The organism is Palleronia rufa, from assembly GCF_000743715.1.
Lineage (GTDB): Bacteria > Pseudomonadota > Alphaproteobacteria > Rhodobacterales > Rhodobacteraceae > Palleronia > Palleronia rufa.
In genome coordinates this window covers 129,030-147,527 of sequence record NZ_JQEY01000005.1, presented here as the reverse complement: position 1 = coordinate 147,527, position 18,498 = coordinate 129,030, and the positions used below count along the sequence as shown (strand labels likewise).

21 protein-coding genes and 1 pseudogene are annotated in these 18,498 nt (G+C 67.1%); 7 read left to right on the top strand and 15 right to left on the bottom strand.

Annotated elements, in window-relative coordinates; genetic code table 11:
- Positions 1-21: 21 nt before the first annotated feature.
- Entirely contained in the window at positions 22-1,161 is a 1,140-nt protein-coding gene (locus tag KW83_RS09260; RefSeq protein ID WP_036177704.1) for a hypothetical protein, read from the bottom strand.
- Between the two features lie 447 nt (positions 1,162-1,608).
- Between KW83_RS09260 and smpB the strand changes: the two genes are divergently transcribed.
- The 4 genes from smpB to KW83_RS09240 all read left to right on the top strand — a co-directional run bounded on the left by smpB (position 1,609) and on the right by KW83_RS09240 (position 4,735).
- Complete coding sequence (smpB, locus tag KW83_RS09255) at positions 1,609-2,082, top strand: SsrA-binding protein SmpB (protein WP_036177700.1); 474 nt, start codon at positions 1,609-1,611, stop codon at positions 2,080-2,082.
- Between the two features lie 184 nt (positions 2,083-2,266).
- Complete coding sequence (gene sseA / locus KW83_RS09250; RefSeq protein ID WP_036177698.1) at positions 2,267-3,118, top strand: 3-mercaptopyruvate sulfurtransferase; 852 nt, start codon at positions 2,267-2,269, stop codon at positions 3,116-3,118.
- Positions 3,118-4,302 carry an amino acid aminotransferase gene (locus KW83_RS09245; protein ID WP_036177696.1) on the top strand — a complete coding sequence of 395 codons (1,185 nt, stop codon included), beginning with the start codon at positions 3,118-3,120 and terminating at the stop codon, positions 4,300-4,302. Before sseA ends, KW83_RS09245 begins: the two co-directional genes overlap by 1 nt.
- A 52-nt stretch (positions 4,303-4,354) precedes the next feature.
- Positions 4,355-4,735: a rhodanese-like domain-containing protein gene (locus KW83_RS09240; protein WP_036177694.1), complete on the top strand. Its 381-nt coding sequence runs from the start codon at positions 4,355-4,357 to the stop codon at positions 4,733-4,735.
- Positions 4,736-5,069: 334 nt separating this feature from the next.
- On the opposite strand, the gene amt is transcribed toward KW83_RS09240, so the two are convergent.
- Positions 5,070-6,377, bottom strand: a complete 1,308-nt coding sequence (gene amt / locus KW83_RS09235; protein ID WP_036177692.1) for an ammonium transporter — start codon at positions 6,375-6,377, stop codon at positions 5,070-5,072.
- A 28-nt stretch (positions 6,378-6,405) separates the two neighbouring features.
- Positions 6,406-6,744: a P-II family nitrogen regulator gene (locus KW83_RS09230; RefSeq protein ID WP_036177690.1), complete on the bottom strand. Its 339-nt coding sequence runs from the start codon at positions 6,742-6,744 to the stop codon at positions 6,406-6,408.
- Positions 6,745-7,004: 260 nt separating this feature from the next.
- Between KW83_RS09230 and KW83_RS09225 the strand changes: the two genes are divergently transcribed.
- Positions 7,005-9,200: a transglycosylase domain-containing protein gene (locus KW83_RS09225; protein WP_235191397.1), complete on the top strand. Its 2,196-nt coding sequence runs from the start codon at positions 7,005-7,007 to the stop codon at positions 9,198-9,200.
- Between the two features lie 60 nt (positions 9,201-9,260).
- On the opposite strand, the gene KW83_RS21905 is transcribed toward KW83_RS09225, so the two are convergent.
- The 9 genes and pseudogenes from KW83_RS21905 to rsfS all read right to left on the bottom strand — a co-directional run bounded on the left by KW83_RS21905 (position 9,261) and on the right by rsfS (position 15,554).
- Entirely contained in the window at positions 9,261-9,725 is a 465-nt protein-coding gene (locus tag KW83_RS21905) for an integrase core domain-containing protein (RefSeq protein ID WP_407667855.1), read from the bottom strand.
- A pseudogene (locus KW83_RS21900) lies at positions 9,617-10,180 on the bottom strand (DDE-type integrase/transposase/recombinase); the annotation flags it as partial. The gene KW83_RS21905 and the pseudogene KW83_RS21900, both read right to left, overlap by 109 nt.
- A gap of 91 nt (positions 10,181-10,271) precedes the next feature.
- The gene (locus KW83_RS21895) at positions 10,272-10,427 is read right to left on the bottom strand and encodes a transposase (protein WP_407667853.1); all 156 of its coding nucleotides are present in this window, start codon (positions 10,425-10,427) and stop codon (positions 10,272-10,274) included.
- 224 nt (positions 10,428-10,651) lie between these two features.
- On the bottom strand, positions 10,652-10,933 hold the full coding sequence (locus tag KW83_RS09215) for a hypothetical protein (protein ID WP_036177686.1): 282 nt from the start codon (positions 10,931-10,933) through the stop codon (positions 10,652-10,654).
- Positions 10,930-11,409, bottom strand: a complete 480-nt coding sequence (locus tag KW83_RS09210; RefSeq protein ID WP_036177684.1) for an RNA pyrophosphohydrolase — start codon at positions 11,407-11,409, stop codon at positions 10,930-10,932. Before KW83_RS09210 ends, KW83_RS09215 begins: the two co-directional genes overlap by 4 nt.
- Positions 11,406-12,767 (bottom strand): S41 family peptidase, encoded by a 1,362-nt coding sequence (locus tag KW83_RS09205; protein WP_036177682.1) that lies wholly within the window; start codon positions 12,765-12,767, stop codon positions 11,406-11,408. The genes KW83_RS09210 and KW83_RS09205 overlap by 4 nt, the downstream gene beginning before the upstream one ends.
- Positions 12,768-13,026: 259 nt before the next feature.
- On the bottom strand, positions 13,027-14,550 hold the full coding sequence (gpmI, locus tag KW83_RS09200; protein WP_036177674.1) for a 2,3-bisphosphoglycerate-independent phosphoglycerate mutase: 1,524 nt from the start codon (positions 14,548-14,550) through the stop codon (positions 13,027-13,029).
- Positions 14,551-14,611: 61 nt separating this feature from the next.
- Positions 14,612-15,082 (bottom strand): 23S rRNA (pseudouridine(1915)-N(3))-methyltransferase RlmH, encoded by a 471-nt coding sequence (rlmH, locus tag KW83_RS09195; RefSeq protein WP_036177672.1) that lies wholly within the window; start codon positions 15,080-15,082, stop codon positions 14,612-14,614.
- Position 15,083: 1 nt separating this feature from the next.
- Entirely contained in the window at positions 15,084-15,554 is a 471-nt protein-coding gene (rsfS, locus tag KW83_RS09190) for a ribosome silencing factor (protein WP_081904537.1), read from the bottom strand.
- Between the two features lie 135 nt (positions 15,555-15,689).
- On the opposite strand from rsfS, the gene KW83_RS09185 reads away from it, so the two are divergent.
- Positions 15,690-16,646 carry a YihY/virulence factor BrkB family protein gene (locus KW83_RS09185; protein WP_081904536.1) on the top strand — a complete coding sequence of 319 codons (957 nt, stop codon included), beginning with the start codon at positions 15,690-15,692 and terminating at the stop codon, positions 16,644-16,646.
- Here KW83_RS09185 and KW83_RS09180 read toward each other — a convergent pair whose 3' ends face one another.
- Positions 16,647-17,378 (bottom strand): Crp/Fnr family transcriptional regulator, encoded by a 732-nt coding sequence (locus tag KW83_RS09180; protein WP_036177670.1) that lies wholly within the window; start codon positions 17,376-17,378, stop codon positions 16,647-16,649.
- 83 nt (positions 17,379-17,461) lie between these two features.
- On the opposite strand from KW83_RS09180, the gene KW83_RS20555 reads away from it, so the two are divergent.
- Entirely contained in the window at positions 17,462-17,854 is a 393-nt protein-coding gene (locus tag KW83_RS20555) for a hypothetical protein (RefSeq protein ID WP_152563540.1), read from the top strand.
- On the opposite strand, the gene KW83_RS09175 is transcribed toward KW83_RS20555, so the two are convergent.
- Entirely contained in the window at positions 17,799-18,161 is a 363-nt protein-coding gene (locus tag KW83_RS09175) for a hypothetical protein (protein WP_036177668.1), read from the bottom strand. The genes KW83_RS20555 and KW83_RS09175 overlap by 56 nt on opposite strands.
- Positions 18,162-18,166: 5 nt before the next feature.
- Positions 18,167-18,472, bottom strand: coding sequence for a DUF883 family protein (locus KW83_RS09170; protein ID WP_036177666.1), 306 nt, complete (start codon positions 18,470-18,472; stop codon positions 18,167-18,169).
- Positions 18,473-18,498 lie beyond the last annotated feature (26 nt).

The window sequence follows — 18,498 nt, the reverse complement described above, 5'->3', positions numbered from 1 at the left end:
CCCGGTCCCTGCCCCGCCGGCTCAACCGGATCGCGCGGACGCTCCCGCCGGGCCGGCCGGCGGGAACACCCGGTCCAGCAGCCGGTCCACGGTCCTCGCGTAGCCCGCCGCGATCCGCCCCGGCAGCGGACCCAGAACCGCGTGGATCAGCGATCCCTCCCGCAGCCGGTCGACGGAAAGCGCCACCAGCACCACCATGAACAGGCCGATCAGGTAGAGGCTGACCGCCACGCTCTCGCCCCGGTAGACCGGGAGGGAGGTCAGAAGGATGTTCCCGAACCCGTAGAGGAACAGCGTCTGCCGGCCCAGAAAGCACAGCCCGTCGATCAGCGCGGCGACACGGCCCAGCAGCGAGCAGACCCAGATCAGCAGGGCCGAGCCAAGGATGCCGAACACGTAGTAGTCGGGATGATCCCCCGACCGCTTGGCCCAGGTCACAAGGTCGCCGATCCCCGCGTAGGAGACCTCGCCCAACGTCATCCAGAGGCCCAGCAAGGCCATGGCAAGGACCAGGCCGGGCAGCACGGCACTCCTGTTTCCGTTCATCGCCTCGCCGATCCAGAACCCGAAGGCGACGAAGGCGAAGCTGGGAAAGATGCTCGGGCCGAAACCGCCCGCGGCATAGCCGAACAGGAAATCGAGGAAATAGATGCCGGGCACGCCCAAGCCGGCCAGCGCGACCTTCATGGTCCACCCGACCAACGCCACCGCCGCGAGCGCCGCGCCGCCGTATCGCCGGAACAGGGGCAGGATGAGGATTATGACAAGGAACAGGATCGCGTAGAGCTTCAGGATCGTCCCGAACCGTCCGTTCGCGGTGTAGGTCACCGCTTGAAGCGCATCGAACCAGCCCATCTTGCCGGTCAGGAATCCGGCGATGGTGATGAGAGCGAAGAGCACATAGCAAAGAATGGCCCGCTCGGCCAATCGCCTCCGCATGCCCGTCAGGTCCGTCCCTCTGCGAAGCCTGCGCAGATAGACGATTTCCAGCATCGCGCCCAGCAGCACCACGAAGGTCGGCGTGGCCAGCCGTGTCAGGGGGCTGACCGGATTGTCCGGTCCGAACACCACGAAAGAGTGGGACAGCATCGCCAGCATCACGGCGACACCCCGCGCCGCATCCAGCGAGACGATCCTCTTGCGCGCGCCGCCATTCCCCATGTCTCTACCAATCCTGTCAGGCCGTGCCGGTGGTCGCTGTCCGCGGCACGAAGGCCGGACCCCTGGTCGGAGCTGGCCAACGGGCGAAAATCAGGTCGCGTGCAAACCGGACCGGTTCGCGGGACCATAGGTCCATTTCCCCACCCAACGGATTCAAAGCGACGAATCAGATGAGCATCTGGCCGGCTCTTCCGGTAGGTGCAAGGGGTCTCCTGCGCCCCTTAGCGGGAATCGCCTGTACCGATTCGCGCCCGGCCCTTCGCCCTTTCCTTTCGATTTCCCTGCCCCACCGTGACGTCGGGACAGCATGTGTACAGGTGGCGTACCCTGCCGGGACGCCCTGACGACCGGGTCGGCACGGGGGGGGGGGCACGCCCCGCGCACGCGCGGTGCATGCGATGCCGACAGGTGGTGGACAGGGCGGGCGGGCCTCCCTAGATCGATGGCATGGCCAAGCCCAGCGACAATCCGAACTACAAGGTGATCGCCGAGAACCGGCGCGCGCGCTACGACTACGCCATCGCGGACGACCTGGAATGCGGCATCCAGCTTCAGGGGTCCGAGGTCAAATCCCTGCGCACCGGGCAATCAAACATCGCCGAAAGCTACGCCACCGTGGACGACGGAGAGCTGTGGCTGGTGAACGCCTACATCGCCCCCTACGACCAGGCGATGTTCGGCCATGAGGACCGGCGCCGGCGCAAGCTGCTGGTCAACCGCAAGGAACTGGCCAACCTGTGGTCGGAAACCCAGCGCAAGGGCATGACGCTGGTGCCGCTGGTGCTCTACTTCAACCATCGCGGCATCGCCAAGCTCAAGATCGGCATCGCCAAGGGCAAGAAGGCCCCCGACAAGCGAGAGACGGCGGCGAAACGCGACTGGCAGCGCCAGAAGCAGCGCCTTCTGAAGGAGCACGGCTGACCCGCGCGCCGATTCGCGCGCTGCGCCCCGGGCCCGGGGTGCCCGCGCCCGTCTCTTGAACGTTTCGTGCGTGCGCCCTGCCCCGGCGATGCACGTTCTTGCGTTTCCCCGAATGCCCGCTTGCCAGGCCAATCCCCCGATACTACCGCTTTTCCGGACCTTTCATGCCGCCCGAGGAGCGCCCATGACCGACGATCCGAAAACGCTCGTCTCGACCGACTGGCTTGCCCGCCACCTGGACGACCCCGACCTGCGCATCATCGACGCCTCATGGCACATGCCCGACGCGGGCCGCGACGCCCGGGCCGAGTTCGCGGACCGCCACATCCCCGGCGCGCGGTTCTTCGACATAGACGAGATTTCGGACGCGCGGTCGGATCTGCCGCACATGGCTCCGCCGGCGGAAAAGTTCATGTCGCGGCTCAGGGCCATGGGCGTGGGCGACGGCCATCAGGTGGTGATCTACGATTCGGCCGGCATCTTCTCCGCGCCGCGGGTCTGGTGGCTGTTCAGGCTGATGGGCAAGACGGACGTGGCGGTTCTGGACGGCGGGCTGCCGAAATGGCTGGCAGAGGGCCGCGCGACCGAGGACATGCCCCCCGTCATCCGCGACCGCCACATGACCGTCAGCCGCCACAACGCGCTTTTGCGCGACGTGACCCAGGTGGCCGAGGCCTCGAAGCTGGCCGAGCAGATCCTGGATGCCCGCGCGCCCGAGCGGTTCCGCGGCGAGGTGCCCGAACCCAGGCCGGGACTGCGGGCGGGACATATTCCGGGCTCCAGGAACCTGCCCTTCGGTGAGCTGCTGTCGAAGGACGGCACGATGAAGGACCCGGACGCCCTGCGCGCCGCCTTCGAGAACGCCGGGGTGGACCTCAGACGCCCGGTCATCACCACCTGCGGATCCGGCATCACCGCCGCGGTGCTGGCGCTGGGGCTGGCGCGTGTCGGGCATGACGCCTGGTCGCTCTACGACGGATCATGGGCCGAATGGGGCGCGTTCGGCGACCTGCCAGTCGCAACGGGAGCAAGCTGATGCTTGGCAATCTCAAGGACCAACCGGCGGACAAGATCCTGATGCTCATGCAGAGCTACAGGGAGGATCCGCGCGACGACAAGCTGGACCTGGGCGTGGGCGTCTACAAGGACGCCGCCGGTCGCACGCCGATCATGCGCGCGATCAAGACCGCCGAGGATCGCCTGCTCCAGACGGAAACCACCAAGAGCTACGTGGCCCTTGGCGGCGACGCGGCCTTCGCCGATGCCATGCGCGACCTGGTGCTGGCCGAAAGCGTCGCCGCCGACCGGGTGGCGGGCCTGGCGACGCCGGGGGGTACCGGCGCCTTCCGGCAGGGCGTCGATCTGGTGCGCATGGCCAACCCGGACGCGCGGTTCTGGGTCTCTGCCCCGACCTGGCCGAACCACCTGTCGATCCTCAGGACCGTCGGTCAGCCGTTCTCGGAGTATCCCTATTTCGACGCTGCCACGGGCGGGGTCGATTTCGACGGGATGATGGCCGACCTGGACGGCGGCGTGGCGGCGGGCGACGTGGTCCTGCTCCATGGCTGCTGCCACAACCCGACCGGCGCAAACCTGACCGAAGATCAGTGGCACCGGGTCGCGGATCTGCTGCTGGCGAAGAGGGCGACACCCTTCGTCGACATCGCCTATCAGGGCTTCGGCGACGGCCTGGATGCCGACGCCGTGGGCGTACGCCATCTGGCCGCGACCCAGCCGGAGATGCTGGTGGGCGCGTCATGCTCGAAGAACTTCGGCGTCTACCGCGACCGCGTGGGGATCCTCTTCGCGACCTGCGACGCGGCCGACCGCAAGACCGTGCAGGGCAACATGAACCACCTCAACCGGCAGAACTACTCGTTTCCGCCCGATCACGGCGCCCGCGCGGTGACCACGGTCTTGACCGATCCGGGGCTGCGCGCCGACTGGCAGGCGGAACTGGAAGGGATGCGCACCGGGATGCTGGCCCTGCGCCAGAGCCTGGCCGATGAGTTGCGCCAGCGCACCAATTCGGACCGGTTCGATTTCGTGGCCCGGCACCGGGGCATGTTCTCGCGCCTGGGGCTCGATGCCGATCTGGTCGAAACGATGCGCCGCGAGCACGGCGTCTACATGGTCTCCGACAGCCGGGTGAACATCGCCGGCCTGAACGCCGACACCGTTCCCGTCCTGGCGGCCGCCATCGCCCAGACCTGCGCTTGAGAGACCGGCGATACGGATTACCCTCTTTTTCGGTAGCGAAAGGGAGGATCCCATGGACAGCGAGCAGATCGAAACCGGTACGTTCGAGCGCTGGACCCCGGACGAGGTCGAGCGCGGACTGGCCAAGGGCGAGATCGTCGTCATCGACGTGCGCAGCCCGGGTGAGTTCGCCACCGAGCATATCGAGGGCGCGCTGCTGATGCCGATGCCGTTCTTCCGCTCGGACTGCCTGCCGACCCAGGACGGCAAACGGATCGTGCTGCACTGCGCTGGAGGGCTGCGATCAGAACGGATGGCGAAGATCGCGTCGGAAGGCGGCTACGACCCCATCGCCCATCTCGAAGGCGGGTTCGCGGCGTGGAAGGCGGCGAAGAAACCCTATATCGGCGTCGATTTCATGTCCGGCGCGGCCAAGAAAACCATGCAGGAGTAGCCGGCCGCCCAGCCCGCGACATCGGCGCGGACAGGCCGCAGGCACCGGTGGACGTGCGACGACCCCGCCCTTCGGGCCCGGTAGGACGACACCAGCGCAGATCCCCGCATAGGGTAAACGGGCGTCGTTTTCGCCAGGAGTCCGAAACGCAGGCGGCAGGCAACCCATGACACTGGTGCGACCCACGGGGCCATCGCGGCCCTATTTCTTGAGGCACCTGCAGAACGGCGCGCGCCCCCGCCCGCCGCAAGGGAAAAGGCCCGGATCAGGCGACCCGAGCCTTCTTCGCGCGCGGCGGGCGGGGAGGAGGACGCCCGCCGCGGCTCTCCTGGGCTCAGCTCGTGCTGAACTCCGGATAGGCTTCCATGCCAAGCTCGGCGATGTCGAGGCCGTTGATCTCGGCCTCTTCGCTGACGCGCAGCCCCATCGTGGCGTTCAGAATCACCCACACCACAAGGCTCACCACGAAGACGAAGACACCTATGGCGGCCACGCCCACGAATTGCGTCACGAAGCTTGCCTCTGCCGTGTAGACCGGCACCACCATCGTCCCCCAGATACCCGCGAACAGGTGGACCGGAATGGCGCCGACCACGTCGTCGATCCTCATCCGGTCGAGCATCGGCACGGAAAGCACGACGATCACGCCACCGACGGCACCGATCCACAGCGCCCCGAAAAGCGTGGGGTCGAGCGGTCCGGCCGTGATCGAGACCAGCCCCCCCAGCGCGCCGTTCAGAACCATCGTGAGGTCCGGCTTGCCGTAGAGCGCCTGCGTCAGGAGCAGCGCGGCCACCGCCCCGGAGGCCGCCGCCATGTTGGTGTTGGCGAAGATGATCGAGACGTTGTTCGCGCTTGCCTCGGCACCCAGCGCAAGCTCCGAGCCGCCGTTGAAGCCGAACCAGCCCAGCCACAGGATGAACGTGCCCAGCGTGGCAAAGGCAAGGTTAGAGCCCGGCATGGGGTGGACCTTGCCATCCTTGAACTTGCCGATCCGCGAGCCGAGGACGAGCGCGCCGGCCAGGGCGGCGAAGCCCCCGGTCGCATGGACAAGGGTCGAGCCGGCGAAATCGTAAAAGCCCATCTCGGACAGCCAGCCGCCGCCCCACTGCCAGGACGCCTCGATCGGGTAGATGAAGCCGGTAAGCACGACCACGAAGATCAGGAACGGCCAGAGCTTGATGCGCTCTGCCAGGGTGCCCGACACGATCGACGCGGTGGTGGCGCAGAACATGAGCTGGAAAAAGAAGTCGGACGCCACGGAATAGCCGGTCGCCAGGTCGGGTTCGACATTGACGGCATAGGGCGAGAACAGCGTGCCGATATAGCCCGCGACGGTCCAGCCATCGCCCGGATACATGAGCCTGTAGCCAACGATCCAGTACATGATCGCCGCAATCGAAAAGAGCGAGATGTTCTTGAGAAGCTGCATCGTGACGTTCTTCGAGCGCACGAGGCCGGCTTCGAGCATCGCGAACCCCGCCGCCATCCAGAAGACCAGGAAGCCCCCGATCAGAAACAGCAGCGTGTTGAAGATGAAGGCGTTGTCGGGCGCTGTCGCCTCGGCGGCCTCCTGGGCGAAGGCAGCGGCCGGCACCAGTGCCAGCGCGGCCGTCATAAGCGTGCGATTCATGAGTTTCATCTTGTTTTTCCGTTTCCTTCCCAGGGCCTTAGATGGCATCGGCGTCTGTTTCGCCCGTCCGCACGCGGGTCGCGCCCTGGACATCGAGGACGAAGATCTTGCCGTCGCCGATCTTGTCGGTCTTGGCCGTCTTGGCGACGGTCTCCACGACCTGCTCGGCCATGTCCGACGTGACCACGATCTCCAGCTTGATCTTGGGCACGAAGTTCACCGCATACTCCGCGCCGCGGTAGATTTCCGTGTGCCCGGACTGCGAGCCGAAGCCCTTGATCTCTGTTACCATCATGCCGCGCACGCCGATGGCGGTCAGCGCCTCGCGGACCTCCTCCAGCTTGAACGGCTTGATCGCTGCAATGATGAGTTTCACATCTGTCCCCTTGTCGATGACGCGACAGGCGCGATGGCCTTGGCTGTCAGAGACACGCCGCGCGGGACCAAGGACAAGCGCGGCGACAGGCGGGCAACCCGTGGCACGGCGCATTTTGAACAACTTATGCGCAAATTCAGCCTTTTGCCTAATTATTGTGCGCCGGAGAATCCGCAGCGGGTTGCATGGCCGGTTCTCTCGCCCCATCTGCCGCGCTATGCTGCAAAGCAGAGCAGCAGTTGCAAATGACGGGAACGGTCATGGCACGACCCCCCCTTGTGGCGTCCCGGCGCCCGTCCAAAGGGCGCAAACCGAAGACATCCGCACCCACCCGGCGTCGGAAGGCGACCCGGTCCAGACCGCGCGCGCGCCGGCCCAGGTCGCTTCTGGGCTGGATCGCGCTGCCCTTCGTCTGGGCGCTGCGGCTGGTCATGCGCCTGGCCTGGCGCGCGGCGCTGGTGGCCGGGCTGATCCTGGGTGCCGCGGTGCTCTACGTCTACTCCACCCTTCCGTCTCCCGACGCGATTCTGGACGGACGGTCGCGCGGGTCGGTGACGATCCTGGATCGCAGCGGAGAGATCTTCGCCTGGCGCGGGGAACAGTTCGGCGGTCAGATCACCGCCGCCACCGTGTCGCCCAACCTCAAGAACGCGGTCATCGCGACAGAGGACCGGCGGTTCTACAACCATCCCGGCGTGGACCCGATCGGCGTCGCCTCTGCGGTTAAAATCAACCTGCGGGAAGGTCGCGGCCCGCTGTCCGGGCACGGCGGCTCGACGCTGACCCAGCAGACCGCCAAGCTGCTCTGCCTCGGCGTGCCCTACGATCCCGACAAATGGGACTCAGAGACCGCCTATGAGGCCGATTGCCGCGAATCCTCGCTCTGGCGCAAGGCCAAGGAGGCGGTCTACGCCATGGCCATGGAGGCCAAGTACTCCAAGGACGAGATCCTCACCATCTACATGAACCGCGTGTTCCTGGGCGCCGGGTCGCGCGGGTTCGAGGCCGCGGCACAGCGCTATTTCGGCAAGTCCGCCAACACCGTGGACCCCGCGGAGGCGGCGATGCTGGCCGGTCTTCTCGTCGCGCCGACCCGCTACGCGCCGACCGCCGACCTGCAACGCAGCCAGGACCGCGCGTCGGTGATCGTCGGTCTGATGGAGGAGCAGGGGTTCCTGACCCCCGCCGAGGCGGCCTTTGCCCGCGACAACCCCGCCCAGCTGTCGGAGGCCGCGGAAGCCCGCGCCGGCGGATATTTCGCCGACTGGGTGATGTCATCGGGGCCGGACTTCCTGACCAGCAAGACCACCGAGGACGTGATCCTGAGCACGACCTTCGACCCGCGCATCCAGACGGCTGCCGAGAGCGCCTTGCGCGACACGTTCGCCGACAAGGTCCGGGATGGATCGAAGGCCCAGGCGGCCATCGTGGTGATGTCCGCGGACGGTGCCGTGCGCGCCATGGTCGGCGGGCGCAAGTTCAAGGGCGTCGCCGGCCAGTTCAACCGCGCGATCATGGCCAAGCGGCAGACCGGATCGGCCTTCAAGCCGTTCGTCTACGCCACGGCCCTGGAAATGGGCTATTCACCGCTCGACACCATCGTGGACGAGCCGCTGACCATGTCGATCCCCGGTTCGGGCAACTGGTCGCCGCAGAATTACGACCGCCGGTATCGCGGCACGGTGACCCTGGTACAGGCGCTGGAAAATTCGCTGAACATTCCGACGGTGAAGGTGTCGGAGGCCGTGGGCCGCGACAACGTGCGCCGGATCGCCTCCGATTTCGGCATCGACAACGACCTGGCCGCGGGGCCGTCCCTGGCCCTGGGGGTGTCGGAATCCACATTGCTCGAAATGACCGGCGCCTATGCCGGGATCCTGAACGGAGGCACGTCGGTAGAGCCCTACGGAATCGTCGATTTGCGCGTGCGCGGCGACGACACTGCGCTGATCGGTCAGGAGGGCGGCATGGGAGAGCGCGTGATCTCTCAGGACGCGGCACAGCAGCTGGTCTATATGATGTCCAAGGTCATCGAAGAGGGAACCGGTGTGCGCGCGCGCCTTCCCGGACGCCCCGCTGGCGGCAAGACCGGAACGACGCAGGGCGCGCGCGACGCGTGGTTCCTGGGGTTCACGGCCGATTACGTGACGGGCGTGTGGATGGGCTACGACGACAACAGCCCCCTGACCGGCGTCACCGGTGGCGGCCTGCCCGCAGAGATATGGCAAGAGACCATGACCCGCGTCCAGGACGGCCTGCCGGTCCGCGACCTGCCGATGCAGCGCCCCAAGGCGCCCACCCCCGCACCCGCCCCGCAGACAGAGGGCGACCGGCAGATCGCCCGCTCTCCGGACGACCGGCTGATCGGTCGCGTGCCCGACCAGCAGCCGCAGAACGTGGGACAGGTGGCGGAGAAGATCATCACCGACGTGCTGGGCAGCATCTTCGGGCGGTGACGGTGTCTTCCTGGCGATCCCCGATGGGCGCCAAAGCGCCGCTGACCTGCCACTGAACTTTCATCCATGCGGAACCGGTGTCCGGTTGGTTGATACGCCGGTTGGCGCGATGTGAGCGACCGGTAGCGGCGCGGGGCTTTCATCTCGCGCAGCGCCGGTGTCGGTTGCGGTGGAGAGGCGCTCGGCAAGCGCGTCGGGCGTTCGGGATCCGAGGGCCGGACGGGGCCGTTCTTCGTTGTTATCCGTCGCCCGGGCTCGAACCCTGTCGCGGGCGTGGGGCATGCTTCGGAACATGGTCTCGTTCGATAGCGCGTCTCGCATCCGTCCGTCGAAACTCTCGACGAACCCGTTCTGCATGGGCTTGCCTGGCGCGATGAATGCCGCTCGATGCCCCGTGTGGCGGCAAAGGTTAAGATCGCGTTGCCGGTCAGTTCGGTGCCATTGTCGGACACGATCATGCCCGGGGTGCCGCGTCGCGCGATCGGACGGCCCAGGTCCCGGGCAACACGCTGTCCGGAGATCGATGTGTCCGGTAGCGCCGCGAGACAGTCCCGGGTCGCGTCGTCGACGACGTTCAGGACGCGGAACCGGCGGCCGCAGGCCAGCCGATCGTGGACGAAATCGAGCGACCAGCGGGCGTTGGGCCGCGCCTCGACCGGGATCGGGGCACATGTGCCGATGGCCCTGCGCCGGGCACGGCGTTTGCGCACGGCCAGCCCTTCCTCTCGGTAGGGCCGGTAGATGCGGTCGATCCCGGACACCTCTTTCTCCCGGCGCAGCAGCACGAACAGGCGCCTATACCCGAACCGGCGACGTTCATTTGCCAGATCGCGCAGCCGCTCCGCCTCCGGTGGCGGGCACGACCGATACCGGACCGTCTTGCGGTCCGCCCCGACGATCCGGCGGGCCCGCCGATCCGACAGACCCGACCGGGTCCGCACATGCGCGACGGCTTCACGCTCGACGGTGGGCCTTACCATTTTTTTGCCAGCAACTCCTTCGTCGCCGCCGCATCGAGCATCTGCTCCGCCAGCAGCTTCTTCAGCTTGGTCTTCCCGTCCGCAAGCGCTTTCAGCCGTCTGGCATCCCACCGAACTCAGCCTTCCAGGCGTAGAAGGAGCCTTCCGACATCCCGTGCTTGCGGCACAGGCCGGCGCAGTTCGCGCCCGCCTCATGTTCGGTCGGAATCCCGATCTGTTCTTCTGAGTATCTCGATCGTTTCCTCATGAAGGAAAAATCCCGTGGCAGGTCACCGCGCGCATCGGCTGCGCGGACATCCGTGGTGCATTCATCGGCGTCGCGGGACTCTGGGCGCAGATTTTCGCATCGCGGTCACGCCGTAAGCGTCGGGCCCTGCCGCGCTGTCTGACCGGCGCCGGCATCGAGCACCCATGTGCCGCCCTCCCGCACCCGTTAGGCGAGCGTCAGCGCCCCGGCTCCAGAGACCCGCATCACGCCCCCGTGCAACCGAAGCGGAGCATGACATCTCCCGCCGTTTCCGCGGTCAGCGCCGTGCCTTCGAACGCCGCGCGGCGCTGGGCCGCCTGCGGCGCACCATTCGCCGGCGGCGGCACCGGCGCGGATTCGAACCGCCCCAAGACGATCCGGAACGTATCGTCCGACGCGACGGCCCGGGCGGTGGTGTCGGCCACGGTCGGCCGAAGGCAAGACAGCGCCCAGGCTGGTCCCGACCAGGCGATCGCCAGCGACAGAAACAGGGCGCGCCGGATCACAGCATGTCCCCGAACCGTTCGAACACGGCCCGATAGACCGATTGCTTGAAGGGCACGATCTGTTTCACCAGATCCGGCCAGGCCATCCAGGTCCAGGCGCTGAACTCTGGCTGGGGCGTCGCGATATTCACGTCGCCATCCTGGCCCCGGAACCGGCAGAGCAGCCATTTCTGCTTTTGTCCCCGGTACTTGCCATTCCAGATCCGGCCCAGCAGATCATCCGGCAGATCGTAGTGAACCCAGTCCTCCATCTCGTCGGCGACCTCGACCAGATCGCGGGACAGGCCGGTTTCCTCTTCAAGCTCCCGCAGGGCGGCCTCGCGCACCGATTCGCCGGGATCGATTCCGCCCTGGGGCATCTGCCAGGCGCCGGCGGCATGGTCGATCCGGCGCCCGGCGAAAACGTGGCCATCCGCGTTGACCAGCACCACGCCGGCGCAGGGCCGATAGGGCAGATCCTCGCGGCGGACGGTCACTGGCCGGCGCCCGTCCGCTCGGTGTTGAGAGCCAGGAAACCCTTGAGGATGTCGATGGCATAGGCCAGCTGATAGTCCTCCTCGCGCAGCTTGGCGGCATCCTCGGCGGCCTGCTGTTCGTCGCGGATGATGTTCTGCTCGTCCTCGCTCAGCGAATCGTTGTCGAGCGCACCGCGGAGGTCGGCCTCGGACCGGCTCGGCATCACCGGCAGATCCGCGTTCTCATCCTCCGGCGCGGCGGCGGGATCGACCGGCGGTTGCTGCACCACGATGTCGGGCGACACGCCCAGCGCCTGGATCGACCGGCCGGACGGCGTGTAGTAGCGCGCCGTGGTCAGGCGCATGGCGCCATCGCCGCGCAGCGGCATGACCGTCTGCACGGATCCCTTGCCGAAGGATTTGGTGCCCACGACGATGGCCCGGCGGTGATCCTGGAGCGCGCCGGCGACGATCTCCGACGCGGAGGCCGATCCGCCGTTGATGAGCACCACCATCGGCTTGCCTTCCGTAAGGTCGCCCTCGGTGGCGTTGACCCGGTCGCTGTCGGACTGGTCGCGGCCACGGGTCGAGACGATCTCACCCTCGTTCAGGAAGGCGTCCGACACCTTGATCGCCTGCGTCAGCAGGCCGCCGGGGTTGTTGCGCAGGTCCAGCACGAAGCCGTTCACCTTGTCCATGCCGCCGACCGCCTCGACCTGGGCGTTCAATTCCTCTTCCAGCTTGGGATAGGTCTGGTCGGAGAAGGTGATGACCCGCAGAACCACCGTGTCGCCTTCCAGCCGGCCGCGCACGGCGGTCAGCTCTATGGTGTCGCGGACGATGGAGACGTCGAAGGGCTCGTCCTCGCCCTCGCGGACCACGGTGATGACGATCTCCGAGCCGATGGGACCGCGCATCATTTCCACCGCGTCGTCCAGGGTCAGACCCAGCAGGCTTTCGCCGTCCACATGGGTGATGAAGTCGCCGGCCTGCATCCCGGCCTCGTCCGCCGGGGTGCCGTCCATGGGCGAGACGACCTTCACGAAGCCGTCCTCCTGCGTCACCTCGATGCCCAGCCCGCCGAACTCGCCGCGGGTCTGGGTGCGCATCCGCTCGGCGTCGTCGGGCGACAGGTAGCTGGAATGCGGATCGAGTGAGGTCAGCATCCCGTCTATGGCGGCCTCGATCAGGTCTTTCTCCGACACTTCCTCGACGTATTGGGCACGGATCCGCTCGAAAATGTCGCCGAAAAGGTCGAGCTGCTCATAAACGGTGGTGTTGTCCCGTGTCTCCTGCGCGATCAGCGGGCCGGCGACCTGGGTGGTCAGAACGACTCCGGCAAGCGTGCCTCCGATCGCGGCAAGTGCGAAATTCTTCATCTCTGCCTCATCCTCTGTCGGACCCGAACCGCATGGCGGGATCCGGTGGCCGGCCGTGTCGCAGGCCCTTCATCTCTCACGTCCCGGCACGCCCGGGCGCCGCCCGTCGGCCGATCTCATCGCCGCGCCGTCGCGGCACCCTAGACCGCCGCCGGACCGGGGAATACCGTCAGGTATCCTCCGGCGCGCTCCGGGACCATCACATTCTTGTCGTCAGGCAGCGATCCGCGGAAACGGATCGTCGCAGGCGGTGGAGGCCTCATCGGCGGATCAGGCTCCGTCCGGTCATTTCCTCTGGCGTCTCCAGCCCCATGAGTTCGAGCAGGGTCGGCGCAAGGTCGGACAGCCGCCCGTCGGCCAGCGCCGCGCCGTCCGGGCCGCCGACCAGGATACAGGGCACCGGATTCATCGTGTGCGAGGTATGCGGCCCGCCGGTTTCCGGATCCACCATGGTTTCGCAATTGCCGTGGTCGGCGGTGACGATCATCGCGCCGCCCGCCGCCCCCAGCGCGTCGAGCACGCGCCCAAGGCCGCGGTCCACCGCCTCGCAGGCCCCCCTGGCGGCGTCCAGGTCCCCGGTGTGGCCGACCATGTCCGGGTTGGCGTAGTTGCATACGATCAGATCGTATCCCGCCTCTATCGCCTCCACGAAGCGGTCGGTCACCTCCGGCGCGCTCATCTCCGGCTGCATGTCGTAGGTGGCGACGTCGGGCGACTTCGGCATGGCGCGGTCCTCCCCCTCCTGCGGAGTCTCTCGCCCGCCGTTCAGAAAGAAGGTCACGTGGGGGTATTTCTCCGTCTCGGCCAGGCGGAACTGGCGCAGGCCATGCCTGGCCACCCATTCCCCCAGGGTGTTCACCAGCTTGCGCGCGGGGAAAACGGTCGAGAACCAGTCGTTATGGGCGTCGCTGTATTCGACCATCCCCAGGCGGGCGGCGAAGTCGGGGCGTCCCTCCACGGGGAAGTCCGAAAAGTCCGGCTGCCCCACGGCGCGCAGGATCTCCCGCACACGGTCGGCGCGGAAGTTCAGGCAGAACACCCCGTCGCCATCGGCCATGCCCCCATAGTCCCCGACGACCGTGGCGGCGATGAACTCATCGGTCTTGCCGGCGTCGTAGGACTGGCGGACCGCGGCCTGCGGCGTCTCGGCCTGCGCCTCGCCGCGGCCCAGCACCATGGCCCGATAGGCGGTCCGGACCCGGTCCCAGCGGTTGTCGCGGTCCATGGCGAAATACCGGCCCGTCACGGTGCCGACGGTCACGCCGTCGGGCAGGTCCGCCATCAGGTCGTCCAGAAACCCCAGGGCCGATTGCGGCGCCACGTCGCGCCCGTCGGTGAAGGCGTGGACGACCACGGGAACGTCCGCGTCGTGGATCGCGCGGGCGGCGGCGGCGATGTGGCGGAGATGGCCATGCACCCCGCCGTCGGACGCGACGCCCAGAAGATGCGCCGTTCCGCCGGAGGCGCTGAGATTGGCGATGAACCCCTGCAGCGCGCCGTTCTCGAAGAACGATCCGTCCTCGATCGCCAGGTCGATCTGGCCCAGGTCCATCGCCACCACGCGGCCCGCCCCGATATTGGTGTGGCCGACCTCCGAATTGCCCATCTGCCCCTTGGGCAGCCCGACATCGGGGCCGTGGGTCACAAGCTGCGACGATGGCCCCGCCGCGCGGATCCGGTCGAAATTGGGCGTGTCGGCCTGGGCCGGTGCGTTCGCCTCCGCCGTGTCGCGGTCGCCCCAGCCATCGAGGATGCAAAGAACGACGGGTTTCGGGCTGGGCATGGCGGATCCTCAGGGTTGGATGTGCGGAGTTCTACCGACAAGCGTGCGGCAACGGAACAACCTAATCCCGGTGATAGGGGCTTCCGCCCAGGATGGAAACGGCGCGGTAGAGCTGTTCGGCCAGCATGACGCGCGCCAGCATGTGCGGCCAGACCATCGGCCCGAAGGAAATCGCCAGGTCGGAACGGTCGCGCAGGGCCGGCGCAAGCCCATCCGCACCCCCGATGACGAACGCGGCATCGCCGCGCCCCTGGTCGCGCCATTCCGCCAGCCGGCCCGCAAGGTCGGGTGAGCTGAGCGTCTTGCCCCGTTCGTCCAGGACCGCGATCAGGGCGCCTTCGGGAATGGCGCGTGACAGGGCCTCGGCCTCGGCATCCCGCCCGCTCGCCTTGCGGGTCTCGACCTCGACCTCTTCGAGCGGACCCAGCGAGAGGCCGCGCCCGGTCCGGTCGAACCGGGCCACGTAATCGTCGATCAGCGCGCGTTCCGGGCCAGAGCGGATCCGGCCCACCGCGCAGATGCGCAGCCTCACGTCAGAAGCGGGCCGCGGCCTGCTCCGGGCTCAGCCACATCTTCTCCAGCTGGTAGAACTCCCGTACCTCGGGGCGGAAGACATGCACGATCACGTCGCCCGCGTCGATCAGCACCCAGTCGCCGGCATCCTTGCCTTCTGCCTTGCTGGACACGCCATGGTCCTGCTTGAGCCGCTCCATCAGCTTGTCGCTGATCGACACCACCTGGCGGGTCGAGCGGCCGGTGCACACGATCATGTAATCCGCGATCTCGGACTTGCCGCGCAGGTCGATCTGCACGACATCGTCGGCCTTGTCGTCGTCCAGGGATTTCAGGATATGGGCCAGCAGCTCCTGGCTGTCCGGCAGAGTGTCGGCCCCGGCAGTCAAGCCGTCGGACCGCGGTGCAAAGCCGTCATCGACGGCGACATGCGTAAGAGACAGGACATCGTCCTCCTTGACAGAGCGCCGCATGGCCCCGGCGCGGGGCATGATTCTAGTGTAGTCACTCCTTGCGGCGATTCCAAGAATTCCGCGCCGGATGCCACTCTGTGTCCTCAGGGGTACAGGGACGCATCTGTTCCGGACGCCTGTGCCCGTCCCGAAGGATGCGCTATATTGCGCCCCATGAGTCCCGCAGTCCCCTCCTCTTCCCCAAAGCGCGCCTCGGCGCTGTCTCCCGGCCTTGGCTGGCGGGCCTGGTGGGGCGCCTCCAAAGCCGTGGTCATGGGGCTGAACGACAGCAACCTGGGCCTGATCTCGGCCGGAATCGCGTTCTACGGGATGCTGGCGATCTTTCCCACCGTGGCCGCGATCATCGCTATCTGGGGGTTCTTCGCCGATCCCGGCGCGGTGCGCGAGCAGCTGGAGACCATGCGCGGCCTCATTCCGGGCGACGCCTACGACATCATCGACCAGCAGATCACGTCCCTGATCACGGCCAACAGTTCGACCTTGGGGTGGGCGACGGCGATTTCCCTGTCCGCCGCGCTGTGGTCGTCGCGCGCCGGGGTCGCCGCGCTCATCCGGGGGCTGAACGCCATCTACCGCGAAAAGAACCGCGTCGGCCTGCGCCAGATCACCACCGCCTTCGGCGTGACCTTTTTGCTCATCGGCGTGGCGCTGGTGGCCCTGCTGTCGGTGGTCATCCTGCCGATCGTCCTGGCGGTGTTGCCGCTGGGGCCGATCACCGCGCTGCTGATCGCCAGCGTGCGCTGGGTGGTGGCGCTGGCGGTGGTGATCGGCGGCATCGGTGTCCTCTACCGATTCGGCCCGAACCGGCGCAAGGCGCGGGTGCCGTGGCTGACACCGGGGGCGCTGGTCGCCGTGGTGATCTGGGGCGTAATCTCCTACGGATTCAGCTATTACCTGTCGAACTTCGGCCGCTACAATGAGATCTACGGCGCGCTGGGCGCCGTGATCGCCCTGCTCATGTGGCTGTATCTCAGCGCCTTTTCGGTTCTTCTGGGGGCCGCGCTGAACGCCGAGCTGGAGCTCAGGACGCGTGAGGATTCCACCGTCGGGCCAAGCCGCCCCATGGGGGAACGGCGCGCCGCCGTGGCGGACACGTTCGTCGGCGACTGATCACATCAGCGGCCGCTTGCGATGGATCTCGGACCGGTCCATCAGCGCCATCCGTTCCAGCGCCTCCACGTCCAGAACCCGCAGGCGGCGGTCGGTCCAGGCCACCAGTCCGCGCTCCTTCAGTTTGGCGAGCGTCTTGTTGGTGTGAACCAGAGACAGGCCCAGCGTATCGGCCAGATCCTGCTGACGGAACGGAAACAGCAGCGTGTCGTTCTTCAGCAGGTCCAGGTCGCCGGCCCGCGTCCAGATCTGCACCAGGCCCCAGGCGATCCGCTCGATCGCCGAGCGCTGGCCGATGCTGGCGAGCGATTCGCCCAGGAAATGCTCTTCGGTGGCGGCGATCCAGGTGACGTCATAGGCGCGGTCGGGATGGTTCTTGAACAGCGTCCAGATGTCGGACCGCCGGAACACGCAAAGGCGCATGTCCGTCGCCGCCTCGACGCTGTGGCCCATTTCACCGCCCACCGCGGCCTGGAGTCCCAGGAAATCGCCGGGCATCACGAAGTTGATGACCTGCCGGCGACCGTCCTCCAGCGTCTTGTAGCGAAGACCGAGACCGCTCAGCACGGTGAAGAGCTGCGGCGAGCGCGCGCCTTCCACCAGGATCGGCGTGCCCGGCCCGACCTCCAGTTCACCGGCCTTGAACCCCTCCATGAAACGGACTTCGTCTTCGGAAAACTCCTCGAACACATCCAGTCGGCGCAGCGGGCAGTCGTGGCAGGCAAAGGGCATAGGTTAATCCGGGCCTCTATGTCGCAGTTTATTGTGGATTGCGCCAGTCAAGGCCACACTAGGCCGAAAATCAAGGTCTGCTCATGAACACGCGGTATGTCATCGTACTTAACGGATCGGGATTGATCGCCCGGGACATCCGGGAAGAGATCATCTCCCTTGCACCGGACACCCGGGTCGAGACCGCTTCGAACCCAAAGGCCGCAGCCCGGTCGGCAACGGGCCTCGACGCGCTGGACCTTCTGGTGGTGTCAGAGCGGTCCCACGCGGCGCAGGATCCGCATCTTCGCCAGTTGGCGGACGCCGCACGGGCGATCCTGGTGATCGGAGAGCGCCCGGTCGACCTGCCGGGCGGCAAGACAATGTACGCATCGGACGCACCATTCTCGGCAGACAGCCTGCGCCGGGATCTCATGTCCATCAATCTCGACGGCGGACCGCTCTTCCCGCGTTTATCCCCAGCACCACAGCATTGAGGATTGCCGCGGTGCTGAGGGCGGGGCTGTTCATGGGGTTCTGCATCTGCCGCGCGGCGGGCTTCGGCACGACACGCGGCGGTCGCCGGGCATAGGCCAGGGACAGCGCGCCGAACAGCGTCAAAACCAGGCCGAACCCGACCGCCGTATTGGCCGCGCCGTAGCGAACCTCGAAGAAGATCCAGATCGCCACCGTGAAAAAGCACAGCGCCGCCAGCAGGAAGAGGCCTCCGACGATGCTCCAGGCGGTTCTGCGGGCGGCGCTCTTCGCGGCAAAGCGAAGCGCGGCAAGCTGGGGCTGGAACATCGGCCTCAGCGCCGGCTGAAAAGACCGATGAGCAGGCCGATCCCGGCCGCGATGCCCAATGCCTGGGCCGGATTGGTGCGCACATAGGCCTCCAGATCGTCCACATGGCCCTGCGCCTCGTCACGCAACTCATAGGCGCGCCGCTTTGCCTCGGCCTGATAGGCCCGGCCCTTGGACTTGCCGTAATCGCCCAGCGTCTCCGTCAGGCGCGAAATGTCGGCCTTCAGCGCTTCCACCTGACGGGACAGATCCTCTGTGGTCGGTTTCGTCGCCGTGGTCGTCGGGGCGTTCGTGTCCACTGCCTTCACCATGATAAGGCTCCTTCAGCCAAGCGTTT

What these genes read in the sequence shown, in the direction of transcription:
- KW83_RS09260 (WP_036177704.1), bottom strand. Translation starts at nt 1,161, where the DNA reads ATGGGGAATGGCGGCGCGCGCAAGAGGATCGTCTCGCTGGATGCGGCG.
- smpB (WP_036177700.1), top strand. Translation starts at nt 1,609, where the DNA reads ATGGCCAAGCCCAGCGACAATCCGAACTACAAGGTGATCGCCGAGAAC.
- sseA (WP_036177698.1), top strand. Translation starts at nt 2,267, where the DNA reads ATGACCGACGATCCGAAAACGCTCGTCTCGACCGACTGGCTTGCCCGC.
- KW83_RS09245 (WP_036177696.1), top strand. Translation starts at nt 3,118, where the DNA reads ATGCTTGGCAATCTCAAGGACCAACCGGCGGACAAGATCCTGATGCTC.
- KW83_RS09240 (WP_036177694.1), top strand. Translation starts at nt 4,355, where the DNA reads ATGGACAGCGAGCAGATCGAAACCGGTACGTTCGAGCGCTGGACCCCG.
- amt (WP_036177692.1), bottom strand. Translation starts at nt 6,377, where the DNA reads ATGAAACTCATGAATCGCACGCTTATGACGGCCGCGCTGGCACTGGTG.
- KW83_RS09225 (WP_235191397.1), top strand. Translation starts at nt 7,005, where the DNA reads ATGGCACGACCCCCCCTTGTGGCGTCCCGGCGCCCGTCCAAAGGGCGC.
- KW83_RS21895 (WP_407667853.1), bottom strand. Translation starts at nt 10,427, where the DNA reads ATGAGGAAACGATCGAGATACTCAGAAGAACAGATCGGGATTCCGACC.
- KW83_RS09205 (WP_036177682.1), bottom strand. Translation starts at nt 12,767, where the DNA reads ATGAAGAATTTCGCACTTGCCGCGATCGGAGGCACGCTTGCCGGAGTC.
- gpmI (WP_036177674.1), bottom strand. Translation starts at nt 14,550, where the DNA reads ATGCCCAGCCCGAAACCCGTCGTTCTTTGCATCCTCGATGGCTGGGGC.
- rsfS (WP_081904537.1), bottom strand. Translation starts at nt 15,554, where the DNA reads ATGCCCCGCGCCGGGGCCATGCGGCGCTCTGTCAAGGAGGACGATGTC.
- KW83_RS09185 (WP_081904536.1), top strand. Translation starts at nt 15,690, where the DNA reads ATGAGTCCCGCAGTCCCCTCCTCTTCCCCAAAGCGCGCCTCGGCGCTG.
- KW83_RS09180 (WP_036177670.1), bottom strand. Translation starts at nt 17,378, where the DNA reads ATGCCCTTTGCCTGCCACGACTGCCCGCTGCGCCGACTGGATGTGTTC.
- KW83_RS20555 (WP_152563540.1), top strand. Translation starts at nt 17,462, where the DNA reads ATGAACACGCGGTATGTCATCGTACTTAACGGATCGGGATTGATCGCC.
- KW83_RS09175 (WP_036177668.1), bottom strand. Translation starts at nt 18,161, where the DNA reads ATGTTCCAGCCCCAGCTTGCCGCGCTTCGCTTTGCCGCGAAGAGCGCC.
- KW83_RS09170 (WP_036177666.1), bottom strand. Translation starts at nt 18,472, where the DNA reads ATGGTGAAGGCAGTGGACACGAACGCCCCGACGACCACGGCGACGAAA.